Genomic DNA, 21546 nt, shown 5'->3' with positions numbered 1-21546 from the left:
TAAAAGACTAGGCGCGGGCGCCCTGTCCCTGCCCCGCCAGGTACTCGAAGAGCCGGCGGAGGCCGAAGGTCCATTCCGGCAGTTCCTCGCATGGACCCACTGTGTTGACCAGGGCGCCCAGGTGGCGGCTGCGGATGGTGACCACATCGCCGTGCTTGTGGGTGAAGCCCTGTCCCGGCTCGTCCCGGTCCTGGGTGGGCGCAAAAAGGGTCCCCGTGAACAGCGCGAAGCCGTCCGGATACTGGTGGTGCTTGCCATGGGTGGCGGCCACGAGTTCCTCGAAGGGCCTGCTGATGCGGGCAACGCTGTTCCGGCCCTCCAGCAGGTACCCGTCCGGGCCGTCCACGCGCAGCAGGATCTCCTCATCGCGCAGCGTCTCCAGCGTGAAGGTCCCGTCGAACAACCTGATGAACGGCCCCAGCGCGCTGGATGCGTTGTTGTCCTTGGCCTTGCCCAGCAGCAGGGCGCTCCTGCCTTCCACGTCCCGCAGATTGACGTCGTTGCCCAGCGTGGCACCCACCACCCGCCCGCCGGCGGTGGCAATGAGCACCAGCTCCGGTTCCGGGTTGTTCCAGGACGAGAAGGCCGGGATGCCGATTCCATCGCCGAGGCCGACCGATGACAGGACGGGCGCCTTGGTGAAGACCTCGGGGTCCGGACCGATCCCCACCTCCAGGTACTGCGACCACAGCCCTTCGGCGACCAGGACCCGCTTGGCTTCAGCGGCTTCCGCCGAGCCGGGCCGGAGGTCTGCCAGGCTTCCGCCCAGCGCACGGCCCACCAACTCCCGCACCTCCGCAGCCCGCCCGGCGTCGCCCGCGCAGCGCTCCTCGATGACGCGCTCGATCATGCTGTCCACGAACGTCACGCCGCAGGCCTTGATGACCTGGAGGTCGATGGGCGCCAGCAGCCGGGTGCGGGTGTGGTCACCCTGCAGGGAGGCGTTGACGACGTCGGCCACCGCCCACCGCGGTTCGGCGATGGTGGGATCCAGCAGGGCAGAGCGGACGGCAGCGGCGGGGTCCGGCAGTTCCATCAGCGCGGCAACGGTGGGGGCCAGGCGGTTCAGGTCGAAGACGGTGTTCCCGCTGACGGCCACCACGCGCGGACCCGCCGTTTCCCCATCCCAGACCCGGCCGATGAGCAGCGCCGCGTCGGCGTCCTCGGGAAGGACGGAACGTGCTGCCCCGGACAGCGGGCTCACTGCTGCCCCTCCTTCCCGGCTCCGCCGACGCAGGTGCGTCCGGCCGGATGCTGCCACACGCCGTCGACCCTTTGCGGGACCCGCCAGGGGTTGCTGTCCTGCAGGGGTTCGGGCAGCCGGGACGCAGGGAACGACTGGTAAGCCACCGGGCGGAGGAAGCGGCGGATGGCGGCCGTGCCCACGGACGTGGTGTTTGAGGTGGTGGCCGGGTACGGGCCGCCGTGGTGCTGGGCGTAACTGACCGTGACGCCCGTGGGCCACCCGTTCCACAGGACGCGCCCGCTGATGTCTGCAAGCCGGGCAGCGAGTTCGGACACGTCGTCGTCCTCCTGGGCCTGGAGGGTGGTGGTCAGCTGCCCTTCCAGCAGGTCCGCCAGCCCGGGCAGTTCGACCTGGTCCCGGTACTCCACCACCAGGCTGGCGGGGCCGAACATCTCCTGCCGGAGCAGGTGCGGATCCTTCCGGACTTCCTCCGCAGTGGTGTGCAAAACCGTGGGGGCCGGTTCCTCCGCAAAGTCGCCTGGCACCAAGACATCCACGCCGGCACTGTCCCGGAGCGTGGCCACGGCATCCGCGTAACCGGCGTGCAGGCGGTCGCTCAGGAGCCGGGACGGAGCGAAACCGGCCAGGGCCTCCACCAGCTGGGCGCGGATCCCCGCTGCATCCCCCGCGGGGACGAACAGCAGCCCCGGCTTGGTGCAGAACTGTCCCATGCCCAGGGTGAAGGAACCGGCGTACCCCGTGAGGATCTCCGCGCGCCGGGCCGCCCATGCGTTGGGTGCCACGAAGACGGCGTTGATGCCACCCAGTTCGCCGAAGAACGGGATGGGCTCGGGACGGGCAGCAATCCTGTCGAGCAGGGCACGGCCGCCCGCGGTGGATCCGGTAAAGCCGATGGCCTTGACCAGGGGGTGGTCCACCAGCCCTTCGCCCGCCTGCCGGCCGGTCACCAGGGAGAACAGGCCCGACGGCGCCCCGGCGGTATCCAGGGCTTCGGCCACTACGCGGGCGGTGCGGGCGGCGAGTCCGCGGTGTGCGTCGTGTGCCTTGTGCACCACGGAGCAACCGGCGGCCAAGGCCGAGGCACTGTCCCCTCCCATCACGCTGAACGCGAAAGGGAAGTTGGACGCGCCGAAGACGCCCACGACGCCGAGGGGCACGTTGTACCGCCGGAGGTCCGGCCGCGGACCCATGCCCCAGGCCGGGTCCTCGTGGTCGATGGTGGCGTCAAAGTGCTCGCCCTGGCGGATTTCCGCCGCGAACAGCCGCAGCTGGAAGACGGTCCGCTTCAGTTCCCCCTCCAGCCGGGCGGTACCAAGGTGGGTTTCCCAGGCGGCCGTTTCCACCAGTCCGCCGGCGTCCTGCTCCAGGCCGGCGGCAATCGCTTCGAGCCAGCCGGCACGGGTAGCCGGATCCACGCGGCGGCCCTGGTCAAAGGCAGCTGCCGCGGCTTCCACTGCCGCGTCCAGGGCACCAGGCGTGGTGGGCCCGGCGCTACGGTCCGGGGCGAGGCCGACGGCGGCACTTGCTCCGGCGGTCACCGGCCGGCTCCGGCAGGGGCCGGGGCTGCGCCGGTCACGGCGGCGCGGTTGCCCACTTCCTGCCACCCGGCACCGTTGGGGAATTCCCAGCGGGAGCGGGAGGAGCTGAACATCTCGGCGCCCGTACCCGGGAGTTCGGGCGCGGCGTAGCGCCCGTTGATGATCCGGACGGGTTCGGCGAAGTGCTCGTGCAGGTGGTCCACGAATTCGATCATGCGGTTTTCCTGGCTCCGGCCCACCACTGCAAAGTCGAAGAAGGAGAAGTGCTGGACCAGTTCGCACAAGCCCACGCCGCCGGCGTGCGGGCAGACGGGCACCCCGAATTTGGCGGCCAGCAGCAGGATGGCGATGTTCTCGTTGACGCCGGCCACCCGGGTGGAGTCGAGCTGAAGCACGTCGATGGCACCGGCCTGGAGCAGCTGCTTGAACACGATGCGGCTTGCCACGGCTTCACCGGTGGCCACCCGGACCGGCGCCACTCCCCTGCGGATTTCTGCGTGGCCCAGGATGTCGTCCGTGCTGGTGGGTTCCTCGATCCAGTACGGGTTGAATTCCGCGAGCTGGTTGACCCATTCAACCGCCTCGGACACCTCCCACCGCTGGTTGGCGTCAATGGCGATGGGCAACGCGCCCACGGCGTCGCGGGCCAGGGCCATCCGCCGGCGGTCGTCGTCGATGTCCCCGCCCACTTTGAGCTTGATCATGGAGAAGCCGTCGGCTGCGGCCTCCTTGCTCAGCCGGACCAGCTTCTCGTCGCTGTATCCCAGCCAGCCCGGGGAGGTGGTGTAGGCGGGGAAGCCGCCGGCCTTGAGTTCGGCGATGCGCTGGTCCCTGCCTTCCTGGCCGGCGCGGAGGATCTCGAGGGCTTCTTCGGGGCTGAGGGCGTCGCGGATGTGGGTGAAGTCCACCACGCTGACCAGTTCTTCGGGTGTCATTTCGGCGAGGAGGAGCCAGAGCGGCTTGTTTTCCCGGCGGGCACGGATGTCCCACAGAGCGCTGACCAGGGCGCCGCAGGCCATCTGGGTGACGCCCTTCTCGGGTCCGAGCCAGCGCAGCTGGGAGTCATGGACCAGGAGCCTGGAGGCCGAGCCGAGGTCGCCGATGAGCTCATCGATGTCGCGGCCCACCAGCAGGCGGGCATAGGCGTCAATAGCGGACGTCAGGATGTCATTGCCGCGGCCGCAGCTGAAGATGAAGCCGTGGCCCTCGTCGCCCGCGTCGGTGCGGATGACCACGTAGGCGGCGGAGTAATCGGGGTCTACGTTGACCGCGTCTGAACCGTCAAGCTCTAGGGACGTCGGAAAGCGGACGTCCTGGGTGTTGATGGACGTGATGGAAGGCATGGATCTCAACTTTCGGAGCGGAACTGGCGGAGGGAAAGATTCGATTCCTATACGAATTTCTAAAATCATATAGGAAGTGCGATTCAGGTCAACCCCCATCAGCGGCAGGCCCGGCCCGGGAACCCAAAAGCCCGGCCCTTGCGGACAGGGACTTTTCGCCGGATTCCTAGGATGTGATGATGTGCCTGCGCGGCGGGCCGCCGTCCTCCAGCGGCGGCAGCTCACCCTCGAATGCCTGGGCGAAGCGGTCAAAAGAGTTGCGGATGTGGGTAGTCATGGCCGCCTCAGCCCGCTCCGGATCGCAGGCCTCGATGGCTTCCCGCACGGCCGTATGCTCAGCCACGGTAATGGCGCCGTCCACGTCCGCCGGGTACAGCCGGAAGGTGTGCAGGTGGCAGTGGGTCTGCGCAAAGGCATGCCGGACCACGGGGTTCCCGGAGGCGGCAAGGATGGTGTCATGGAAGCGGGTGTCATGGGCCACCAGGTCCTGCCGCAGGTCGCCGGTCCGCTTCATGATGGCACGGAAACTGCCCAGCTCCCTTTCCAGCGAGCCGGCCGGATTGGCAAGGCGGTCCACGGCCGCGGCCCGGGCCGCCCACGGTTCCACAAGGAGCCGGAATTCAAACAGCGAGCGCAGCTCCGGCAGGTCAAGCAACGGGGTGGTGCTGTAGCCGCGGCCGGGGTTGTAGACCACCAGGTTGTCGCCTTCAAGCCGCTGCAGCACCTCACGGACGGGCGTCTGGGACACGCCCAGGCCGCGGGCTACGGCATCGATGTTGATCCGGGTGCCGGGAGCAATCTCCCCTTCCAGGATGGAGGCACGCATCGCCGAATACACATCGGGCACGGCTGCCTTGCCGCGGGAAGTTTCGGACGATTGACGTGGGGGCACGCGGTTACCTCTTGCACTGGATTGCTGGTACTGAACGGCGGGAAGCCGCTTGGGGGAATCATAAGCCACGGGGCGCCGCAGCCTTCATCGAAGCATTTTTTCGGCGGGGACTTGATCCGGGTCACACTTTCTATATGATTAACCCGATTCCTATATGATTTTGGCGCAGATGCCTTCCGCGCCTCCCCCTCCCGCCGTGCGCACCGCACCCGAAGCCATGTATATGTCGAAGGAGACCGCATGACTACGCTCGGAAGTAAAACCTCCATCACCACTTCATCCCGGCAACCCCGCCTCATGACCCGCAAACGTTGGGTGATCATCTGGCTTGCCTTCATTGGCTTGAGCATCAACTACCTTGACCGCTCCAGCCTCAGCGTCGCCCTCCCGTTCATGGGCAAGGATTTTGAACTCAGTGCCACCCAGCAGGGCCTGATCTTTGCAGCGTTCTTCTGGGCTTATGACTTCTTCCAGCTCGCCGCCGGCTGGTACGTGGACAAGGTGGGCCCGCGCCGCTCGTTCTCGCTGGCCGCCGTGTGGTGGTCCGTCTTCACCATGGTCACCGCCGCAGCGTCCAGCTTCTGGTCACTCTTCGCCGCCCGTTTCCTCCTCGGCGTGGGTGAGAGCCCGGCGCCCAGCACTGCAGCCAAGGTGGTGGCCACCTGGTTCCCGGTCCGCGAACGCGCCTTTGCCACCAGCATCTGGGACTCCGGTTCGCGGGTGGGAGCCGTGATCGCGCTGCCGATCGTCACCCTGATCGTCGCCTTCACGTCCTGGCACGCGGTGTTCATCATCATCGGCGTCCTTGGAATCATCTGGGCCGCCGTGTGGTGGAAGTACTACCGCAGCCCGGAGGAGCACGCCGGCGCCAATGCCGCCGAAGTCAGCTACATCCAGGAGGGCGGTGCCCGCGGAGCGGCAAGCGACGACGAAAACGCGGCCAAGCTCCCCTGGCGTTCGCTCTTCAAGTACCGCACCATCCTCAGCATGATGTTCGGCTTCTTCTGCCTGAACAGTGCCATCTATTTCTTCATCACGTTCTTCCCCAGCTACCTGGTTAAAGAACGCGGCTTCGACCTCCTCAAGCTCGGCTTCTTCGGCGCCATCCCCGGCATCTGCGCCGTCCTGTTCGGCTGGCTGGGCGGCTACCTGGCTGACCGTGCCGTGCGGGCAGGATCTCCCGTCAGCAAGGTCCGCAAGACGGCCATCGCCGGTGGCCTGGCCGGCGGCTCCGTCATCATGTTTGCCGCATTGGTCCCGGAGGCCTGGATGGCCCTGGCCCTGCTGTCCATCGCCTACTCCAGCCTCACGGTGGCCGCCACCGGCATCTGGTCGCTGCCGGCTGATGTCGCACCGAGTTCACGCCACGTCGGTTCCATCGGCGGGCTGCAGAATTTCGCCTCCAACCTGGCCGGCATCTTCACGCCCATCCTGATCGGCGTCTTGGTGGACCAGACCGGATCCTTCGTGGCGCCGCTGGCCGTGATCGGCGCAATTTCCCTCATCGGGGCCGCCAACTACCTGTTCGTCATCGGCAAGATCCAGCCGCTGCAGGTCAAGGCAGCCGCCTAGGAATTCCCCGCCCCAAGCAAATGGACGACGACGGCACCTGCGAAAGTGCCGTCGTCGTCCTTTGTGCGTGGCGCCCTAGGACGCCGGTGCCTCTGCAGGGACCTGCGCCCGCTCCGGCCCGGCATCGCGGGCCTGCGCCTGGATGGCAGTAATGGCCACCGTGTTCACGATGTCCTCCACCGTGCAGCCTCGGGAGAGGTCGTTCACCGGTTTCCGCAGCCCCTGCAGGACCGGCCCCACGGCGACGGCGCCGGAGCTTTGCTGCACCGCCTTGTACGTGTTGTTGCCGGTGTTCAGGTCCGGGAAGATGAACACCGTCGCCTGGCCGGCCACGGAGGAACCGGGCATCTTGGACGCGGCAATGGAGGCGTCGACGGCGGCGTCGTACTGGATGGGCCCCTCCACGGCGAGGTCGGGCCGGCGGGCACGCACCAGTTCGGTGGCCTGCCGCACCTCGTCCACCGCCTCGCCGGACCCCGAGCCGCCGGTCGAGTACGAGAGCATGGCCACCCGCGGCTCCACCCCGAACTGGGCGGCGGTCTCGGCCGAGGCCAGGGCAATGTCCGCAAGCTGTTCGACGTTCGGATCCGGGTTCACGGCGCAGTCCCCGTACACCAGCACCCGGTCCGGCATCAGCATCAGGAACACCGAGGACACGATCTTCACGCCCTCGCGGGTCTTCACGAACTCCAGCGCAGGCCGGATGGTGTGCGCGGTGGTGTGCGCGGCGCCGGACACCATGCCGTCCACCACTCCCAGCTGGACCATCATGGTGCCGAAGTAGCTGACGTCCTGCATGATCTCCAGGGCCTTGGCCAGGTCCACGCCCTTGTGGGCCCTCAGCTCGGCATACTTCTCCGCAAACTTCTGCCGCAGCTCCGAGGTGGCGGGATCGATGACGGTGATTCCTGACAGGTCGATGCCGTTGGCTGCGGCCAGCTCGCGGACGTCCGATTCGGGCCCCAGGAGGGTGAGGTCGCAGACGTCCCGCCGGTGCAGGATCTCGGCTGCGCGGAGGATCCGGACATCGGTGCCCTCGGGCAGGACCACATGGCGGCGCTGGGCCCGGGCGCGTTCGATCAGGTCGTGCAGGAACCGCAACGGGGTCATGCGTTCGGCCCGCGGAAGGTGCAGCCGCTCCACCAGTTCGGCTTCGTCCACCCGGCGGGACCAGAGGCCAAGCGCCGACGCTACCTTGCGGCGGTGCCCGGACCAGATCTCGCTGCGGACCTCGGAGACCCGGCGCGCCGTCTGGTAAGTGTCCTCGTCCGCCGCGAACACTGGAAACGGCGCTTGCGCCAGGAGCGGATAGATGTTGGCATCCGGCGCCAGGCCGCCGGTGAGGATCAGCGCGGACGCCACGGGGAACTCCGGCGAGAAGGAGGATGCCAGGCAGGCCACCATTACGTCCGCCCGGTCACCTGGCACGATCACCAGGGCCCCCTCGTCCAGGACGTTCAGGAAGTTGCCCACGTTCATGGCGGCAACCTTGATGTCCTTGACGTCGCGCTCCATATCCGGCGTTCCCGCGATCTGCCGGACACGCAGGGCCGTCGCCACCTCGCCCGTTGTGGGCCGGGCGATCTCTTCGAGTTCGGGCAGGATATACACGGGCCGGCCGGACGCGCCCGGCTTCAAGGCCGCGGCAATGGCATCCAGGTCAGCGGCGTCCGCCCTGTTGACCATGATGGCCAGCAGCGAGCAGCGTTCGGCGGCAAGTTCCTTGCGGGCAACTTCCACGGCGGCGGCAGTTTCGGCAACCGTCCGCCCCTTCGCGCCCACCACGGCCACCACGGGCGTGGCGAGGTTGTTGGCCAGCCGGGCATTCAGGTCGAATTCGACGGCGGAGTCCTGGCCCACCAGGTCCGTCCCCTCCACGATCACCACATCGCAGTGCCGGGCAATGTCGGCGTAGATCTCCACGCACAGGGCGTCGATCTCCGCGCGGTTGCCTGCCGCGAGGAGTTCGCGGACCTCCGCATAGGTCAGGCCGCCGCGGCACAGGTCATCGTCCAGGGCAAACCGGGCCTTCATCAACGCCACCATGGGGTCGTCCGCGGCGGAGGGGCCGTGGACCACGGGCTTGAAGAAGCCGATCCTGTCCGCGTGCCGGTGCAGGGTGTCCGCCAGGCCCAAGGCCACCAGGGACTTGCCCGACCCAGGGGTGGTTGCGCTGACGTAGATGCCTTTGGCCATGGTCCGCCCTTTGCTGTGCTTGCTCGTGCCGGTCCTCCCATCCTTGCACTACACGCGGCCCGGGGGCACACGTGCGCGCGGCCCACCCTTGACACCGGCCCCCCTCATGGGATTACCTAATGAACATTCGGTAAATAAAGCTGGAGGCAATGACGCATGGCTGAAGCAACACTTTCCGGGGCCACCCACCCCATCCTGGAAAACGACTACGCCTCCGAATGGATGGGCATCGAGGTCCTCGCCCTCAGCGACGGCCACGCCACCATCCGGATGACCCTCCGGCAGGAAATGCTCAACGGCTTCGGCATGGCCCACGGCGGAATGATCTTCGCCTTCGGCGACACCGCCTTCGCCCTCGCGTGCAACCCCATCCAGCCTGCACCGGGCGAGGAAAACACCATCACGGTCGCGTCCGGCGTCGACATCAACTTCCTCAAGCCGGCATTCCGCGGCCAGGTGCTCACCGCCGTCGCGGACCGCCGCTCCAGCGCGGGGCGCAGCGGCCTGTACGACATCCAGATCTTCGCCGCCGACGCCGCCGCGGCCTCCGAAACCCACCCCAGCTCCCCGGGCGAGCTCATCGCCGAGTTCCGTGGACGCAGCCGCACCATCCCCAAGAAGTAGGAAAACCATGACCCTGCATGCCCCCGAAACCCCCGCCGCTGCCGGCATCGACCCAGGCCTGGACCGCGAAGAGACCATCTCCCGCGACGAACTCGAAGCCCTCCAGCTCAGCCGCCTGCAGCACACGGTGGCCTACGCCTACGACCGGGTCCCGCTGTACAAGCGCAAGTTCGACGACGCCGGCATCCACCCCAGCGACCTGCGCGAACTTGAGGACCTGGGCAACTTTCCCTTCACCACCAAGGACGACCTCCGCGCCGAGTACCCCTTCGGTATGTTCGCCGTGCCGCAAAGCGAAGTAGCCCGGATTCACGCCAGCTCGGGCACCACCGGCCGGCCCACCGTCGTCGGCTACACCAAGCAGGACCTGGCTGATTGGGCCAAGCTGGTGGCCCGCAGCTTCCGTGCCTCCGGCATCCGCCCCGGCATGAAAGTCCACAACGCCTACGGCTACGGCCTGTTCACCGGCGGCCTGGGCGCCCACGCGGGCGCCGAAGCCCTGGGCTGCACCGTCATCCCCATGTCCGGCGGCCAGACCGAACGCCAGATCCAGCTGATCCAGGACTTCAAGCCGGACGCCATCCTGGCCACCCCCACCTACCTGCTGACCATCGCCGACGCGATGGCGCACATGGGCATCGACCCCGCCTCCACCTCGCTGAAGTTTGCAGTCCTGGGCGCCGAGCCGTGGACACAGGAGATGCGGCACGAGCTCGAAGTGATGATGGACATCAAGGCCTGCGACATCTACGGCCTGTCCGAGGTCATGGGTCCGGGCGTCGCCGGCGAAGCGGTGGAAACCCAGGACGGCAGCCACATCTGGGAGGACCACTTCCGTCCCGAGATCATCGATGCCTTCAACCCGGTGGCCGGCAAGGAGAACGTCCTGCGCGACGGCGAACACGGCGAGCTGGTCTTCACCTCGCTCACCAAGGAAGCGCTGCCGATCATCCGGTACCGCACCAAGGACCTCACCCGCCTGCTCCCGGGAACTGCCCGCCCCGCACACCGCCGGATGGGCCGCATCACCGGTCGAAGCGACGACATGATCATCCTGCGCGGCGTGAACCTCTTCCCCTCCCAAATCGAGGAAATCGCCCTCCGCATCCCCGAACTCAGCCCGCACTTCCAGCTCGAGCTCACCCGGCCCGAGGGCCAGCGGATGGACCAGCTGACCGTCCGGATCGAACGCCGGGACACCGTCACCGTTGAACAGAGCACGACGGCGGCCCGCACCTTGAAGGAGCAGATCAAGATCCACGTGGGGTCCTCGTGCACCGTGGACGTAGTGGAACCGGGCTCGCTGGAGCGGTCCAACGGAAAGCTGCGCCGCATCTACGACCTCCGCCCGAAGGCTTAATGGTTCCGGTGGCGCTGCGCCGTCCCCGGACCTACCGACCGTTCGTGAGAAACTAGCCACTATGCCCAGCGCCAGCAGAACTGCCAGCACCGCCGATACCCCAGCCGCCCACGGAACAGCCGCCAACGGCACCAAGCGGGGCCGCCCCGGCTATGACCAGCAGTCTGTGCTGCGCATCGCCGTCGACGTCTTCAACCGGCACGGCTATGACGCAACCTCGATGGGCATCCTGGCCGAGAACCTGGGCATTTCCAAGTCCGCCATCTACCACCACGTGCCGTCCAAGGGCGACCTGCTCAAGCTCGCGCTGGACCACGCCCTGGGCGGGCTTGAAGCCATCCTGGAGCAGCCGGAGGCCACTTCCGGGGCGGCCGATGCCCGGCTCGAGTTCGTGCTGCGGCAAACGGTGGCCGTGCTCGTGGAGCGCCTGCCGTTCGTCACCCTGCTGCTGCGCCTGCGCGGAAACACCGAGATCGAACGGGACGCCCTGGAACGGCGCCGGACCTTCGACCACAAGGTGGCCGGCCTGATTTCGGCTGCCCGCGACGAAGGATCGCTGCGCGCAGACATTGATCCCCGGACCGTCTCGCGCCTGCTGTTCGGCATGATCAACTCCATCGTGGAGTGGTACAAGCCGGGCGGTTCGCTGTCGCCGGAGAAGCTCGCCGACGACGTCATCACCGTTGCGTTCGACGGCCTGCACAGCAAAGGATAGGAGCCTGGTCCAGCACGCATCACCGCTGATAATAAGCGTGCTTGGTATTTTCCCGGCTCCCCCGCTACGGTGGTAGGAAGCCACCACCCGCAGGGAGGTCCTGATGAGCCAGGCCAGTGATCGGCAGCGTTCCCGCCGCCTCCAGGCAGCAGCTGCCGCCGGAGTGCTCACGGCCGGCCTTGCATTGGGCGGCTGCACCGGAACGCCAAGTCCTCCGGTCCCCAGCAGTTCCTCCCCAAGCCCGGCACCGTCGTCGTCCGCGGGCAGTTCCGCCCCGGCTTCCGGGACGCAGGCACCGGGCGGCGACGCCGGCACCGCGGCGGGCAACCTGCCCCAACTCGTCGAGAACCTGTCACCGTCCGTCGTCACCATTTTCACGCAGAGCGGTCTTGGCAGCGGCGTGGTGTACTCAGCGGACGGGCTGATCCTCACCAACGAGCACGTCATCCGTGGTGCCACCACAGTGGAAGTGGGCTTCGCCGACGGGCAACGCGTCGAAGGGACCGTAAAGGCAAGCGACGCCGTCACCGACCTGGCACTGGTGCAGGCCAAACGCACCGGCCTGCCGAAACCGACCTACCAGACCAACCTGCCCAAAGTGGGCGAGGGCGCCCTGGTCCTTGGCTCACCCCTCGGGTTTGAGAACACGGCCACCGCCGGCATCATTTCCGGGCTTCACCGCTCCATCCCAGGCTCCGCATCCAACAGCCTCTCCCTGGTGGACCTGATCCAGACGGACGCACCGATCAGTCCGGGCAACTCCGGCGGCGCCGTGATCAACATGCGCGGCGAGGTGATCGGCATCAGTGAGGCCTACATTCCGCCGTCCGCGGGCGCCGTTTCGCTGGGCTTTGCCATTCCCGCCGCTACCGCCGTGGACGTGGCGGAGGAACTGCTGGCCAGCGGCACTGCGAAGCATGCCTACCTCGGCCTGACTCCGGGCGAGCTTACGGCACAAATTGCGGACCAGCTGGGCATCCAGGGCGGATCCGGGGTGGTGGTGCTCGCAGCCGACACGGACGGACCCGCGGGACGGGCAGGAATCCGGCCCGGCGACGTCCTGCAGTCCATGGAGGGCGTGGAACTCACCACGCCTGAGAAGCTCCTGGCGGAACTGCGCAAGCGCAACCCCGGCGACACCGTAGGCTTCAAGGTCAAGCGCGGCGACCAAAGCCTGGACATCAAGGTGGACCTCACCGACAGGCCCGCCACCAATACCACCCGATAGGAAAGGAAAAGCAGATGAGCCACCCAAAGGAAGAACCCGAGGCAGGGTACATCGTTCCGGATCCCTCGAAGCTCCGCGAAGACATCGCCGGTGATTCAGGTGACGAGGCCAACGCAATCCGCTTCAGTGAGGAACAGGCCCTGATCGAGGAACAGTCCCACGGCATCCGTCCGGACACCTACAGCGTCCCGCCGGGAGGCCCCACCATGGACGAGGCCAGGGGCAACATGGACCTCTCGGACCGCAGCGAAGAAGGCCACGGTACCGGGCGCGAGGATGACAGCAGCGACGACGGCCTGCACGGCGGCGCCGAAAGCTGACACCAAGGTCAAACGTTCCATAAACCGCAGCAGGGGCGCCCCGATGAAACCGGGGCACCCCTGCTGCGGTTTTGTCCCTTGGCGCCTAGACCTGGTATTCCGGATTCGCCACGAGGTTCTGGTGGACGCAGAGGATGTTGTGCTCAGTGTCCATGAACCAAGCGCATTTTTCGGATTCCGTGGTGCAGATGTGGTTTTCCGTCCTCAGGGTGGGAAGGTCATAGTCTTGGAACATCACGCCCCTGGCCTCCATGTCACGGACGGTCCCCTCAATGTCGGCTACCTCGAAGCTCAGCGCTGTGTGCTCGGAGTGTTTGCCATCGGAGACGGGCATCAGCTGCAGCATGGGGCCGCCGTCGGTGCCGAGTAATTCGCTTCCATCGTCTGTCATTCCGCGGTGCGGGAGTCCGAGCTTTTCGGTGTAGAAGCTGCGGGCGCGGGCTGCGTCGTCGACTGGCAGGATGGTTGTGGCTGTGCTCATTCTAAGGTTCATGTGGCCACCTCCTACGGGCAGAATCTTACGCCCCAGCTGCCGGAAAAGCCCCTCCCCAATACGCCCGCTCACCTTCGACCCCCAAACCCCAAACGCCCGCTCACTTTCGACGCCCAAACCCCAAACGCCCGCTCACTTTCTGGGGTTGCCCGCAAATCGTGGACAGTTGATCAGGCGGCTTGTGCCGGCTGAGGTTGTGCTGTGGAGAGCAGTAGCTCGTGCTCCACAGGAGTGTTGAAGCCCAGAGCTGAGTGCAATCGGACGCGGTTGTAGAACTCCTCGATCCAGCGACCCGTGGCCATGATCGCGTCGTGCCTGGTTGCCCAGCGGCGGCGGTCGTAGAACTCGGTCTTGAGCGTGGACCAGAACGATTCCTGCATCGCGTTATCCCAGCACACGCCGGTCCTGCCAACGGATTGGAGAATGCCCAGCTTGTCGCAGACGTCGTTTAGTTGGGCGGAGGTGTACTGGGTGCCGCGGTCGGCATGGAACACGACACCGGCCGGGCCGCCGCCGCGCAGGACGTAAGCCATGCACAGCGCGCGTTCCACCAGGCTGGCCGTCTGGACCGAGTCCATCGCCCAGCCGATCACCCGCCGGGAGCAGGCGTCCCTGACAGCACACAAATACACCCAGCCCTCGCCGGTGCGAAGGTAAGTGATGTCCGAGATCCAGACCGCGTCCAAGGTCCCGGTATCCCACTTTCTGGCCACCAGATCCGGGATGGAGTGCACCCGGACCTCCCCGACCGGAGTCACCGGACGGAAACGGCGCGGCGAGATACCTTCCAAGCCTTGCCGGCGCATGGACGCCGCAACGGTCTTCCGGTCAACAGCGGTCCCATTCCGGGCCAACTCCGCGCGGATCCGGGGCGCCCCATACGTCCCGCATGACTTCACATGCGCCTTTCGGACCTTCACATCCAGATCCGCCCGCTCCGCGGCGCGAACCGTGGCTTCTGAATGGACTCGTTGGCGCCAGGCATAGAACCCGGACCGGGACACCCGTAAGAGCCTAGCCATCCGCTGGACGGGATAGTTGGCCTTCTCGGCCTCCATCAGTTCGAAGCATTCCGATTCTGCTGCTTGGAGGCGAAGAAGGCTGCGGCTTTTCCCAAGAACTCGTTATCCATCCGCAACTGCGCATTTTCCCGGCGCAAACGCTCCAGCTCCGACTTCTCCGTCTCGGCCGCCGCGAACTCCTCCGGAGCCGCCAAACGCGCCCTCTCCTGAGCCACCCACCGGCCAAGCAACTGCTCACCCAGACCCAGTTCGCGGGCCACCGGCGCGACCGGCCTGCCCGTATCAATCACCAGACGCGCGGCCTCCCGCCGATACTCAGGAGTGAATTTACGTCGTGTCGTGCTCACAAGAACACCTTCCCGCAGAATCCCAGGATCCCGCTACTTCAGGTGTCCACCAACAGAGGCTAACCCCATTTCCCGAAAGAAGTGAGCGGGCGTCCCGGTTGAAGCTGCCAGAAGTGAGCGGGCGTCCCGGTGGAAGCCGCAGGAAGTGAGCGGGCGTCCAGGTGGAAGCCGCCAGAAGTGAGCGGGCGTCCCGGTGGAAGCCGCAGGAAGTGAGCGGGCGTCCCGGTGGAAGCTGCAGGAAGTGAGCGGGCGTTCCGGGCTACTTTTCGACGAGGGTGAGGACGTCGTAGGTGGCCACGATGTCGTCATTCTGGTTGGTCAGGACGGCGTCCCAGGCCACCTCGCCATATTCGTCCGTTTCGCGCGGGGTGATCTTCTTGGCTGTCAGCGTCACCCGGATTGAATCACCGGCGGCAACGGGGGTGATGAAGCGCAGGTTCTCCAGGCCGTAGTTGGCCAGCACGGGGCCCGGGGCGGGTTCCACGAACAGTCCTGCGGCCCAGCTCAGCAGCAGGTAGCCGTGTGCCACGATGCCCGGGAAGAACGGGTTGGCTTCCGCCGCTTGCTGGTTGGTGTGCGCGTAGAACGTGTCGCCCGTGGACTCCGCAAAAGCGGTAATGTCCGCCAGCGTGACCTGCCGCAGGTCAGAGCGGACGGCATCGCCGATCCGTAGCGTGGCGAGGGATTTCCGGAACGGGTGCGCGCCTTCGGTTTCCACGGTGAAGTTGCGGTCCGCACCGGTATGCCAGACGCCGGTGACGGCGGTGAGCATGTTGGGTGAGCCCTGGATGGCGGTGCGCTGCATGTGGTGCAGCACGGACCGGATGCCACCGAGTTCCTCGCCGCCGCCGGCGCGCCCCGGGCCACCGTGGACGAGGTGCGGCACCGGTGATCCGTGGCCGGTGGACGAGCGGGCGTCCTCCCGGTTCAGCATCAGGACGCGGCCGTGGTGCGCAGCGATTCCGGTGACCAGTTCCCGGGCCACCTCGGGGTCGTTGGTGCAGACCGAGGCCACCAGGGAGCCGCCGCCGCGGGCGGCGAGGCGGACGGCGTCGGCCAGGTCGCGGTAGCCGATCACGGACGATACCGGTCCGAATGCTTCGAGCGAGTGGATTGCGTCCGCTTCGGGGTTGTCCCAGTTCAGGACGACCGGGGCCATGAACGCCCCGCCGTCCACCACGCCGGTGGTTCCGTCGGCCGAGGTGACCGACGGCGAATCGAGGGTTCCGTACGCAAGCTCACCGCCGGCGGCGAGCATGGACTGGACGGCCGCCCGGACGTCCCTTAACTGTTCCACGGACGCCAGTGCGCCCATGGTGACGCCCGCGCCGCGGGGGTCGCCCAGGACGATGCGTTCCGAGATGCGCTTGCCGATCGCGGCGGTGACGGCGGAAACCAGTTCCTGCGGCACGATGGCGCGGCGGACGGCGGTGCACTTCTGCCCGGCCTTGACGGTCATTTCGGTGACTACGGACTTGACGAACGCATCGAATTCCGGAGTGCCCTCCACCGCGTCAGGGCCAAGGATGGCAGCGTTCAGGGAGTCCGTCTCGGACGTGAACCGCACTCCGCCCTCCACCACGTTCGGGTGCGCCTTGAGCGACTTTGCGGTGGACGCCGAGCCGGTGAAGGCGACGAGGTCGCGGTAGTCCAGGACGTCCAGCAGCCCGCGGACGGAACCTGAAATAAGCTGCAGCGACCCTGCCGGCAGGATGTTGGATTCAACGATGGCCTTGACCACGGCCGCAGCAACGTAACCGGTGGGGGTGGCAGGTTTGACGATGGTGGGGACGCCGGCCAGGAAGGCAGGGGCGAACTTTTCCAGCATCCCCCAGACCGGGAAGTTGAAGGCGTTGATCTGGACGGCAACACCGGGAATGCGGGTGTAGATGTGCTCGCCGGCGAAGGAGCCGTCCTTGGACAGCACCTCCATGGGCCCGTCCACCACTACCTGGGAGTTGGGCAGTTCGCGCCGGCCTTTGGAACCGAAGGTGAACAGCACGCCGATGCCGCCGTCGATGTCCACCATGGAGTCGATCTTGGTGGCACCGGTCTGGAACGAGAAGTTGTAGAAGTGCTCGCGGCGGGCGTTCAGGTACTGCGCCAGTTCCTTGAGCTTGAGGGCGCGCTGGTGGAAGGTCAGCTTGCCCAGTTCCGCCTGGCCGGTGGTGCGGCCGTATTCGACGACGGCGGCCAGGTCCAGGCCCTCCGTGCTGACCTTGGCCAGGATCTCCCCGGTGCTCGCATCCCGGACGGGCACCGCGGAAGCCGACGAGCCGGCGTCGGGCGTCCACCAGGCATCCTTGACGAAGCTGGGCACTGTCTCCACGGTGTCGACCGTGGCCTGGGGAGCTGTGGCTGTGGTGGTCATCGTTGACGGGTCCTTCCAACGCTGGGGCAGGCAAACAGCAGTCATTACTGACCGTCCGTTCGGTAATATATTCACCATACATGAAGTGCCGTGCCGCACACTAGAAGGCCGGGACTGACATGGCCACCAAAGGAGAACGAATGAGCGCCCCACACGAGGATTCCGGCGACACCCAGCCGTCGCAGCATGAACTCTGGAAAATCACGCTGGGCGAGCTGGACGAAAAGATGGGCGTGAAGATCCTGGAGGAGTCCGTGGAGCGGGTGGTGGCCACCATGCCGGTGGAGGGAAACCGGCAGTCCTTCGGCCTGCTGCACGGCGGCGCTTCCCTGGCCGTCGGCGAGGCCGTGGGCTCCTGGGCCGCCGTGATCCACGCGAGCACCATGGGCAAGACCGCTGTGGGGGTGGACGTATCCGCCACCCACCACCGGTCCGCACGGGAGGGCCAGGTCACCATCACGGCCACGCCTATCCACCTGGGCGGCACACTGACCACGCACGAGGTGCTGATCACCAACGAGGCGGGCCAGCGGCTCTGCACCCTGCGCATTACAAACCTGCTGATGCGGCGCCACAAGTAACGGTGCTTGAGCCGTCCCCGGGAGTTGAGCCTGTCGGAACCTAGTCCGATCCCCGCTTCCGGCGCCTGACCAGCACCATAAGCACGATCCCGACGGCGACCGCGGCCGCGGCGGCGACGGCTGCGGGCACCAGCGCCGTAGCGCCGGTGTACGCCAGGTCGCCCGCACCCGCGGAACCGTTGCCGCCTGTGATCGCCAGGCCGGCAGGCGGAGTACTTGGTGCCGGGGTACTGGGTGCAGGGGTACTGGCCGGCGGCGTGACGACGGCGGCCGGGCTGGTCTGGGTGGGCGACGGGGCCGGGCTGGCCTGGGTGGGTGACGGGGATGCGGTAGCGATGCTGGCGGGAGGACTCGTGGGAGCCGGCGGGGCAGGGCTCGACGGCGGGGCAGGGCTCGTGGGAGCCGGCGGGGTGGCCGCGAACTCGAAGGTGGTGGTGCCCGACCGGCTGTACCCGTTGACGGTCTCGGCCGTGAAGTGGAGCGGATCCTTGCCTTGGGGTGCGGTGAAGCTCCAGTTGCCGGCGGCGTCCACGGGGACCTCGAACGGGCCTTGGCCCTGGAGGGTGATCCGGACCTTGGACCCGGCGGCGATGGCTGACGCCGGGGCCGCGGCAACGGTGCCAGCGATGGTTTGGCCGGAATCATAGGTGCCGCCGGCCGCGGGCGCGGTAACGGAAGGCTTGTTGAGGAACAGTTCCAGCTGGTAGCCGGGAAGTACGGCCAAACTGTTCCGCAAGGTGGCGCCGACGGCGAAGTTTTGGATCACGTTGCCGTTTTGGTCCGGGGTGTCCCCTGCCGAGTGGGTGCCCACGGCGTAGTTGCCGCTGACGTAGGGTCCCCCGGAGTCTCCCCCGCTGGACTGCACCCCGTAGGAAAGGAACCCGTTGAACGCGCGGATGTCTTTCTTGTCCGAGGCGTAGCCCGGGCCCGGCACGATGAAGATGCCGACGGCGTCAACCGTTCCGCAGGACCAGGCGGAGGTTCGTCCCGAGCGGCAAATGGGCATTCCCACAACGGGGTCTTCGGATCCGATGATCTTGACGTCGGGCCCGGGCTGTGACGGGCTCCCCCACGTGCTGGCCGCGGGAAGGGGATCGATGTCCTGCCGCAGCGACTGGATCACCGAGATGTCCGTCCCCACATTGCCAGGGTTGGTTACCGCCGCCTGGTCCGGACCGATGGGAGTGGTGGGGTCGAGCACGCGGGTGTTCCCCGGGCCTCCGAACTGGCTGAAGCCGAACTTCCCCAGCAGGCCCGCCGGCACGCCTTGGAACTCCAAGGTGGCTGTCTTGGCGGCACCATCCGAAGCGCAGTGCCCCGCGGTCAGGACAGTGGGCAGGCCTGTGGGGTCGAAGGCGGAGAAACCGGTGGAACACACATAGCCGATATCGCTCTGGTACCCGATGCCGCCTGCGACGTCCGCCTCGGATTTGAGCGGCGTACCGCCGTCGAGCTCGACGTTGGCATAGCGGGACACGAACTGGGCCGGAGTGACCTTTCCGGCCCCCGGCAAGGCCGACTCCGACGGCGAGGGCGACGGGGCTGCCGACGGCGAGGACGACGTCGCTGGTTCTGGCGACAACGCCTCCGGCGCATTGATCCCGCCCGTCCTGATCACGAACTTTCCGCCGGCGTACATCACCGCCTGCAGGTCCTGCGGCCCAACGTCGCGGAGATAGGCCCGGAAGAGCTGCTCCGTGCTGACCGCCAGTTCGGACCTGGCGCCAACCGCGGGCGCCTCGAGGGACAAACCGGAAATAGTGCCCGCGAGGGCGGCAACGGCGGTCTTAAGCCCACGTCCTGAACCGCTGACCGTAATTGATCCATGCTCGATCCGGATTCCCACGTAGCCCGGGACCTGGCGCAGCTGGACGGCCGCCTGCGCTGCCTGGGCACCGAGTTGTCCGGCAGCCTCGAACTGCTGGGGGGTGAGCTTGAGGTCCCGCTGCACGGCGTCGTCGAGGGCGGCCTGCGAAAGTGCGGTTGGTGCCGGCGCCGGGGACGCCGGGGCTGTCGTTCCCGAAGCCGGGCTGGGGGACACTGTACCCTGACTCGGCGAGGCCGGAGTGAGGGACGATTCACCGGCAGCAAAAGCGGGAACGGCTGCGTACGCGGAGGATGCCAGCACGCCGGCAGCGGCGCCCAAGGCGAGCACCTGCCGCAGCCTGACAGCACTAAACCGCAGGTCATGCGCCATTGAAGCTTTTTTCACCGGTGCTGCTGTTGAGCTCATGTCCGTCTCTCTGCCGGTCAACGTGACCGAGGAAACAACAGTATCTCAGGTCACATGCGTCACACTGGTCCCATTGTATCTACGCTGTCCTGGCAACAGGCCAGGACAGCCTCGAGTTCTACTGCGGTGAGACCGTTGGCCAGAAGGTAGTGGCGGGTATCCAGGTCTCGGACAAACCTGGCCACGGTGAGCCCCCGTTGTTCCAGCAAGGGCTCGAGTTCACCTGCGGCCAGGTAGCGTTCGCGGCTGTGCGGCGGCCCGTGCGTGCGGTACCTCTCGTTGATGCCGCGTGCCGCCCGCCGGTAGCCCTCTGCGATCGCTTCGTCGGAATCGCCTGCGAGGTCCTGGACCATGGCGGCCACCATTCCACTGCGGTCCCGGCCGGCGGCGCAGTGCAGCAGGACATCCCCCTTGGGTGCGGCGTGGGCGATGGCCCGGAAGACGCCCACCAGCTTTTCCGGGAAGAGGCGGGCGTTCACGGCGTAATGCCCGGGGTCGTTCAAATACGGCCCGGTGATGGCGGTGAAGCGCGGATCACCGGCCTCTTCCGTGGGCGCCTGGACCACGTCGATGTCCGGCATGGACGTGTCCGGGACCACCGGGTCGGTGTCCCGGCGCCGGCCTTCCGCTGCGTTGCGGAGATCGACGACGGTGCGGACGCCGTCGTCGAACATCTGCCGCCACCCGGACGCCGTCAGCCACTCACGCCGCCCCATGCGGTAGATGCCGCCCGAAATGTGCCAGGCGTTGACAGCTCCATCCCAGTTCATGGGCCTGCCCCGTTTGCTCATCCGCCCAGCTAATCACAGGGTGCTGGGAGCCGCATGCCGCACGGGAAGACTTCTGGCGTCATCAGCGGGCAGCCGGGCCGCGGCGGTCCAGCCGGTACTCGAGCCCTGCGCGGACGGCGGGCCATTCGTGGTCCAGGATGGAGAACACCACGGTGTCGCGCAGGTTCCCGTCGCTGGTCCGGGAGTGGCTGCGCAGTATGCCGTCCTGCTTGGCACCGAGCCGGGCGATGGCCTCCCGCGACTGGTGGTTCAGCCAGTGGGTGCGGAACTCCACCGCCGGGCAGCCCACGGCCTCGAAGGCGTGCCCGAGCAGCAGGAGCTTGGAGTCCGGGTTCGTTCCGGTCCCCTGCACGGAGGCCGCGTTCCACGTGGAGCCGATCTCCACGCGGGGCGTGGCGGCGTCGATGTTCATGTAGGTGGTCATGCCGATGATGCGGCCCGGGCCGCCGGTTTCCGCATCGATCAGGCGGGTGGTGAACGGCAGCATTGACCCTTGGTCCTGCAGTGCCAGCCGCCGCCTGATTTCGGCGGCCATCCCATCAGGGGCCGGCACCGAGGTGTACCAGAGCTTCCAGAGCTCACCATCCCTGGCGGCCTCCACCAGGCCGTCGTGATGCTCCTCCGCGAGCGGCTCCAGGATTACGTGCCGGCCGGTCAGGGTAAGGGGTTCAAGGAAAGTCACTGCACCAGCCTAGGCCCACCGGTTCGGTGCC

Annotated in this window: 18 protein-coding genes; 7 read left to right on the top strand and 11 right to left on the bottom strand. The window is 67.1% G+C overall.

The features are described from left to right. Positions 1–7: 7 nt before the first annotated feature. The 4 genes from AC4EEO_RS02940 to AC4EEO_RS02925 all read right to left on the bottom strand — a co-directional run bounded on the left by AC4EEO_RS02940 (position 8) and on the right by AC4EEO_RS02925 (position 4980). Positions 8–1204, bottom strand: a complete 1197-nt coding sequence (locus tag AC4EEO_RS02940; RefSeq protein WP_491339825.1) for a fumarylacetoacetate hydrolase family protein — start codon at positions 1202–1204, stop codon at positions 8–10. Next, complete coding sequence (locus tag AC4EEO_RS02935) at positions 1201–2745, bottom strand: aldehyde dehydrogenase (NADP(+)) (RefSeq protein ID WP_491339824.1); 1545 nt, start codon at positions 2743–2745, stop codon at positions 1201–1203. Before AC4EEO_RS02935 ends, AC4EEO_RS02940 begins: the two co-directional genes overlap by 4 nt. Further along, positions 2742–4088: an enolase C-terminal domain-like protein gene (locus tag AC4EEO_RS02930; RefSeq protein ID WP_491339823.1), complete on the bottom strand. Its 1347-nt coding sequence runs from the start codon at positions 4086–4088 to the stop codon at positions 2742–2744. Before AC4EEO_RS02930 ends, AC4EEO_RS02935 begins: the two co-directional genes overlap by 4 nt. A gap of 166 nt (positions 4089–4254) precedes the next feature. Beyond that, on the bottom strand, positions 4255–4980 hold the full coding sequence (locus AC4EEO_RS02925; RefSeq protein ID WP_491339822.1) for a GntR family transcriptional regulator: 726 nt from the start codon (positions 4978–4980) through the stop codon (positions 4255–4257). A gap of 240 nt (positions 4981–5220) precedes the next feature. On the opposite strand from AC4EEO_RS02925, the gene AC4EEO_RS02920 reads away from it, so the two are divergent. Next, positions 5221–6552, top strand: a complete 1332-nt coding sequence (locus AC4EEO_RS02920) for an MFS transporter (RefSeq protein WP_018761727.1) — start codon at positions 5221–5223, stop codon at positions 6550–6552. A gap of 75 nt (positions 6553–6627) precedes the next feature. Here AC4EEO_RS02920 and pta read toward each other — a convergent pair whose 3' ends face one another. Then, positions 6628–8748 (bottom strand): phosphate acetyltransferase, encoded by a 2121-nt coding sequence (gene pta, locus AC4EEO_RS02915; RefSeq protein WP_491330537.1) that lies wholly within the window; start codon positions 8746–8748, stop codon positions 6628–6630. Between the two features lie 156 nt (positions 8749–8904). Here pta and AC4EEO_RS02910 point away from each other — a divergent pair, with 156 nt between their 5' ends. The 5 genes from AC4EEO_RS02910 to AC4EEO_RS02890 all read left to right on the top strand — a co-directional run bounded on the left by AC4EEO_RS02910 (position 8905) and on the right by AC4EEO_RS02890 (position 12995). Then, positions 8905–9372, top strand: coding sequence for a hotdog fold thioesterase (locus tag AC4EEO_RS02910; protein WP_018761729.1), 468 nt, complete (start codon positions 8905–8907; stop codon positions 9370–9372). Positions 9373–9379: 7 nt separating this feature from the next. Beyond that, positions 9380–10732 (top strand): phenylacetate--CoA ligase PaaK, encoded by a 1353-nt coding sequence (gene paaK / locus AC4EEO_RS02905; RefSeq protein WP_018761730.1) that lies wholly within the window; start codon positions 9380–9382, stop codon positions 10730–10732. Between the two features lie 61 nt (positions 10733–10793). After that, the gene (locus AC4EEO_RS02900; protein WP_018761731.1) at positions 10794–11447 is read left to right on the top strand and encodes a TetR/AcrR family transcriptional regulator; all 654 of its coding nucleotides are present in this window, start codon (positions 10794–10796) and stop codon (positions 11445–11447) included. A gap of 103 nt (positions 11448–11550) precedes the next feature. Continuing rightward, entirely contained in the window at positions 11551–12675 is a 1125-nt protein-coding gene (locus AC4EEO_RS02895; RefSeq protein ID WP_018761732.1) for a S1C family serine protease, read from the top strand. Between the two features lie 14 nt (positions 12676–12689). Beyond that, positions 12690–12995 carry a hypothetical protein gene (locus AC4EEO_RS02890; RefSeq protein WP_018761733.1) on the top strand — a complete coding sequence of 102 codons (306 nt, stop codon included), beginning with the start codon at positions 12690–12692 and terminating at the stop codon, positions 12993–12995. Between the two features lie 85 nt (positions 12996–13080). Here the strand turns inward: AC4EEO_RS02890 and AC4EEO_RS02885 are convergent, their stop codons facing one another. From AC4EEO_RS02885 to paaZ, 3 genes are all read right to left on the bottom strand, one after another. Next, a complete protein-coding gene (locus AC4EEO_RS02885; protein ID WP_018761734.1) occupies positions 13081–13476 on the bottom strand; it encodes a VOC family protein in 396 nt (131 codons plus the stop codon). 182 nt (positions 13477–13658) lie between these two features. Then, a protein-coding gene (locus AC4EEO_RS02880) for an IS3 family transposase (protein ID WP_491338802.1) occupies positions 13659–14857 on the bottom strand; the annotation gives its coding sequence in 2 pieces (ribosomal slippage) (positions 13659–14590 and positions 14590–14857; 1200 coding nt in all). 259 nt (positions 14858–15116) lie between these two features. Further along, complete coding sequence (gene paaZ, locus AC4EEO_RS02875; RefSeq protein ID WP_491339821.1) at positions 15117–17228, bottom strand: phenylacetic acid degradation bifunctional protein PaaZ; 2112 nt, start codon at positions 17226–17228, stop codon at positions 15117–15119. Between the two features lie 140 nt (positions 17229–17368). On the opposite strand from paaZ, the gene AC4EEO_RS02870 reads away from it, so the two are divergent. After that, positions 17369–17809: a PaaI family thioesterase gene (locus AC4EEO_RS02870; RefSeq protein WP_491339820.1), complete on the top strand. Its 441-nt coding sequence runs from the start codon at positions 17369–17371 to the stop codon at positions 17807–17809. A gap of 40 nt (positions 17810–17849) precedes the next feature. Here the strand turns inward: AC4EEO_RS02870 and AC4EEO_RS02865 are convergent, their stop codons facing one another. The 3 genes from AC4EEO_RS02865 to AC4EEO_RS02855 all read right to left on the bottom strand — a co-directional run bounded on the left by AC4EEO_RS02865 (position 17850) and on the right by AC4EEO_RS02855 (position 21515). Continuing rightward, the gene (locus AC4EEO_RS02865; protein WP_491339819.1) at positions 17850–20006 is read right to left on the bottom strand and encodes a S1 family peptidase; all 2157 of its coding nucleotides are present in this window, start codon (positions 20004–20006) and stop codon (positions 17850–17852) included. Positions 20007–20101: 95 nt separating this feature from the next. After that, positions 20102–20812 carry a tyrosine-protein phosphatase gene (locus AC4EEO_RS02860; protein ID WP_109045222.1) on the bottom strand — a complete coding sequence of 237 codons (711 nt, stop codon included), beginning with the start codon at positions 20810–20812 and terminating at the stop codon, positions 20102–20104. An 82-nt stretch (positions 20813–20894) separates the two neighbouring features. Beyond that, entirely contained in the window at positions 20895–21515 is a 621-nt protein-coding gene (locus AC4EEO_RS02855; protein WP_491339818.1) for a GNAT family N-acetyltransferase, read from the bottom strand. Between the last annotated feature and the right edge of the window lie 31 nt (positions 21516–21546).

The sequence above is a fragment of the Pseudarthrobacter sp. MOO13 genome (assembly GCF_058267655.1).
The sequence above is the reverse complement of the archived record's forward strand: the minus strand, read 5'-3'. Positions and strand labels throughout refer to the sequence as shown.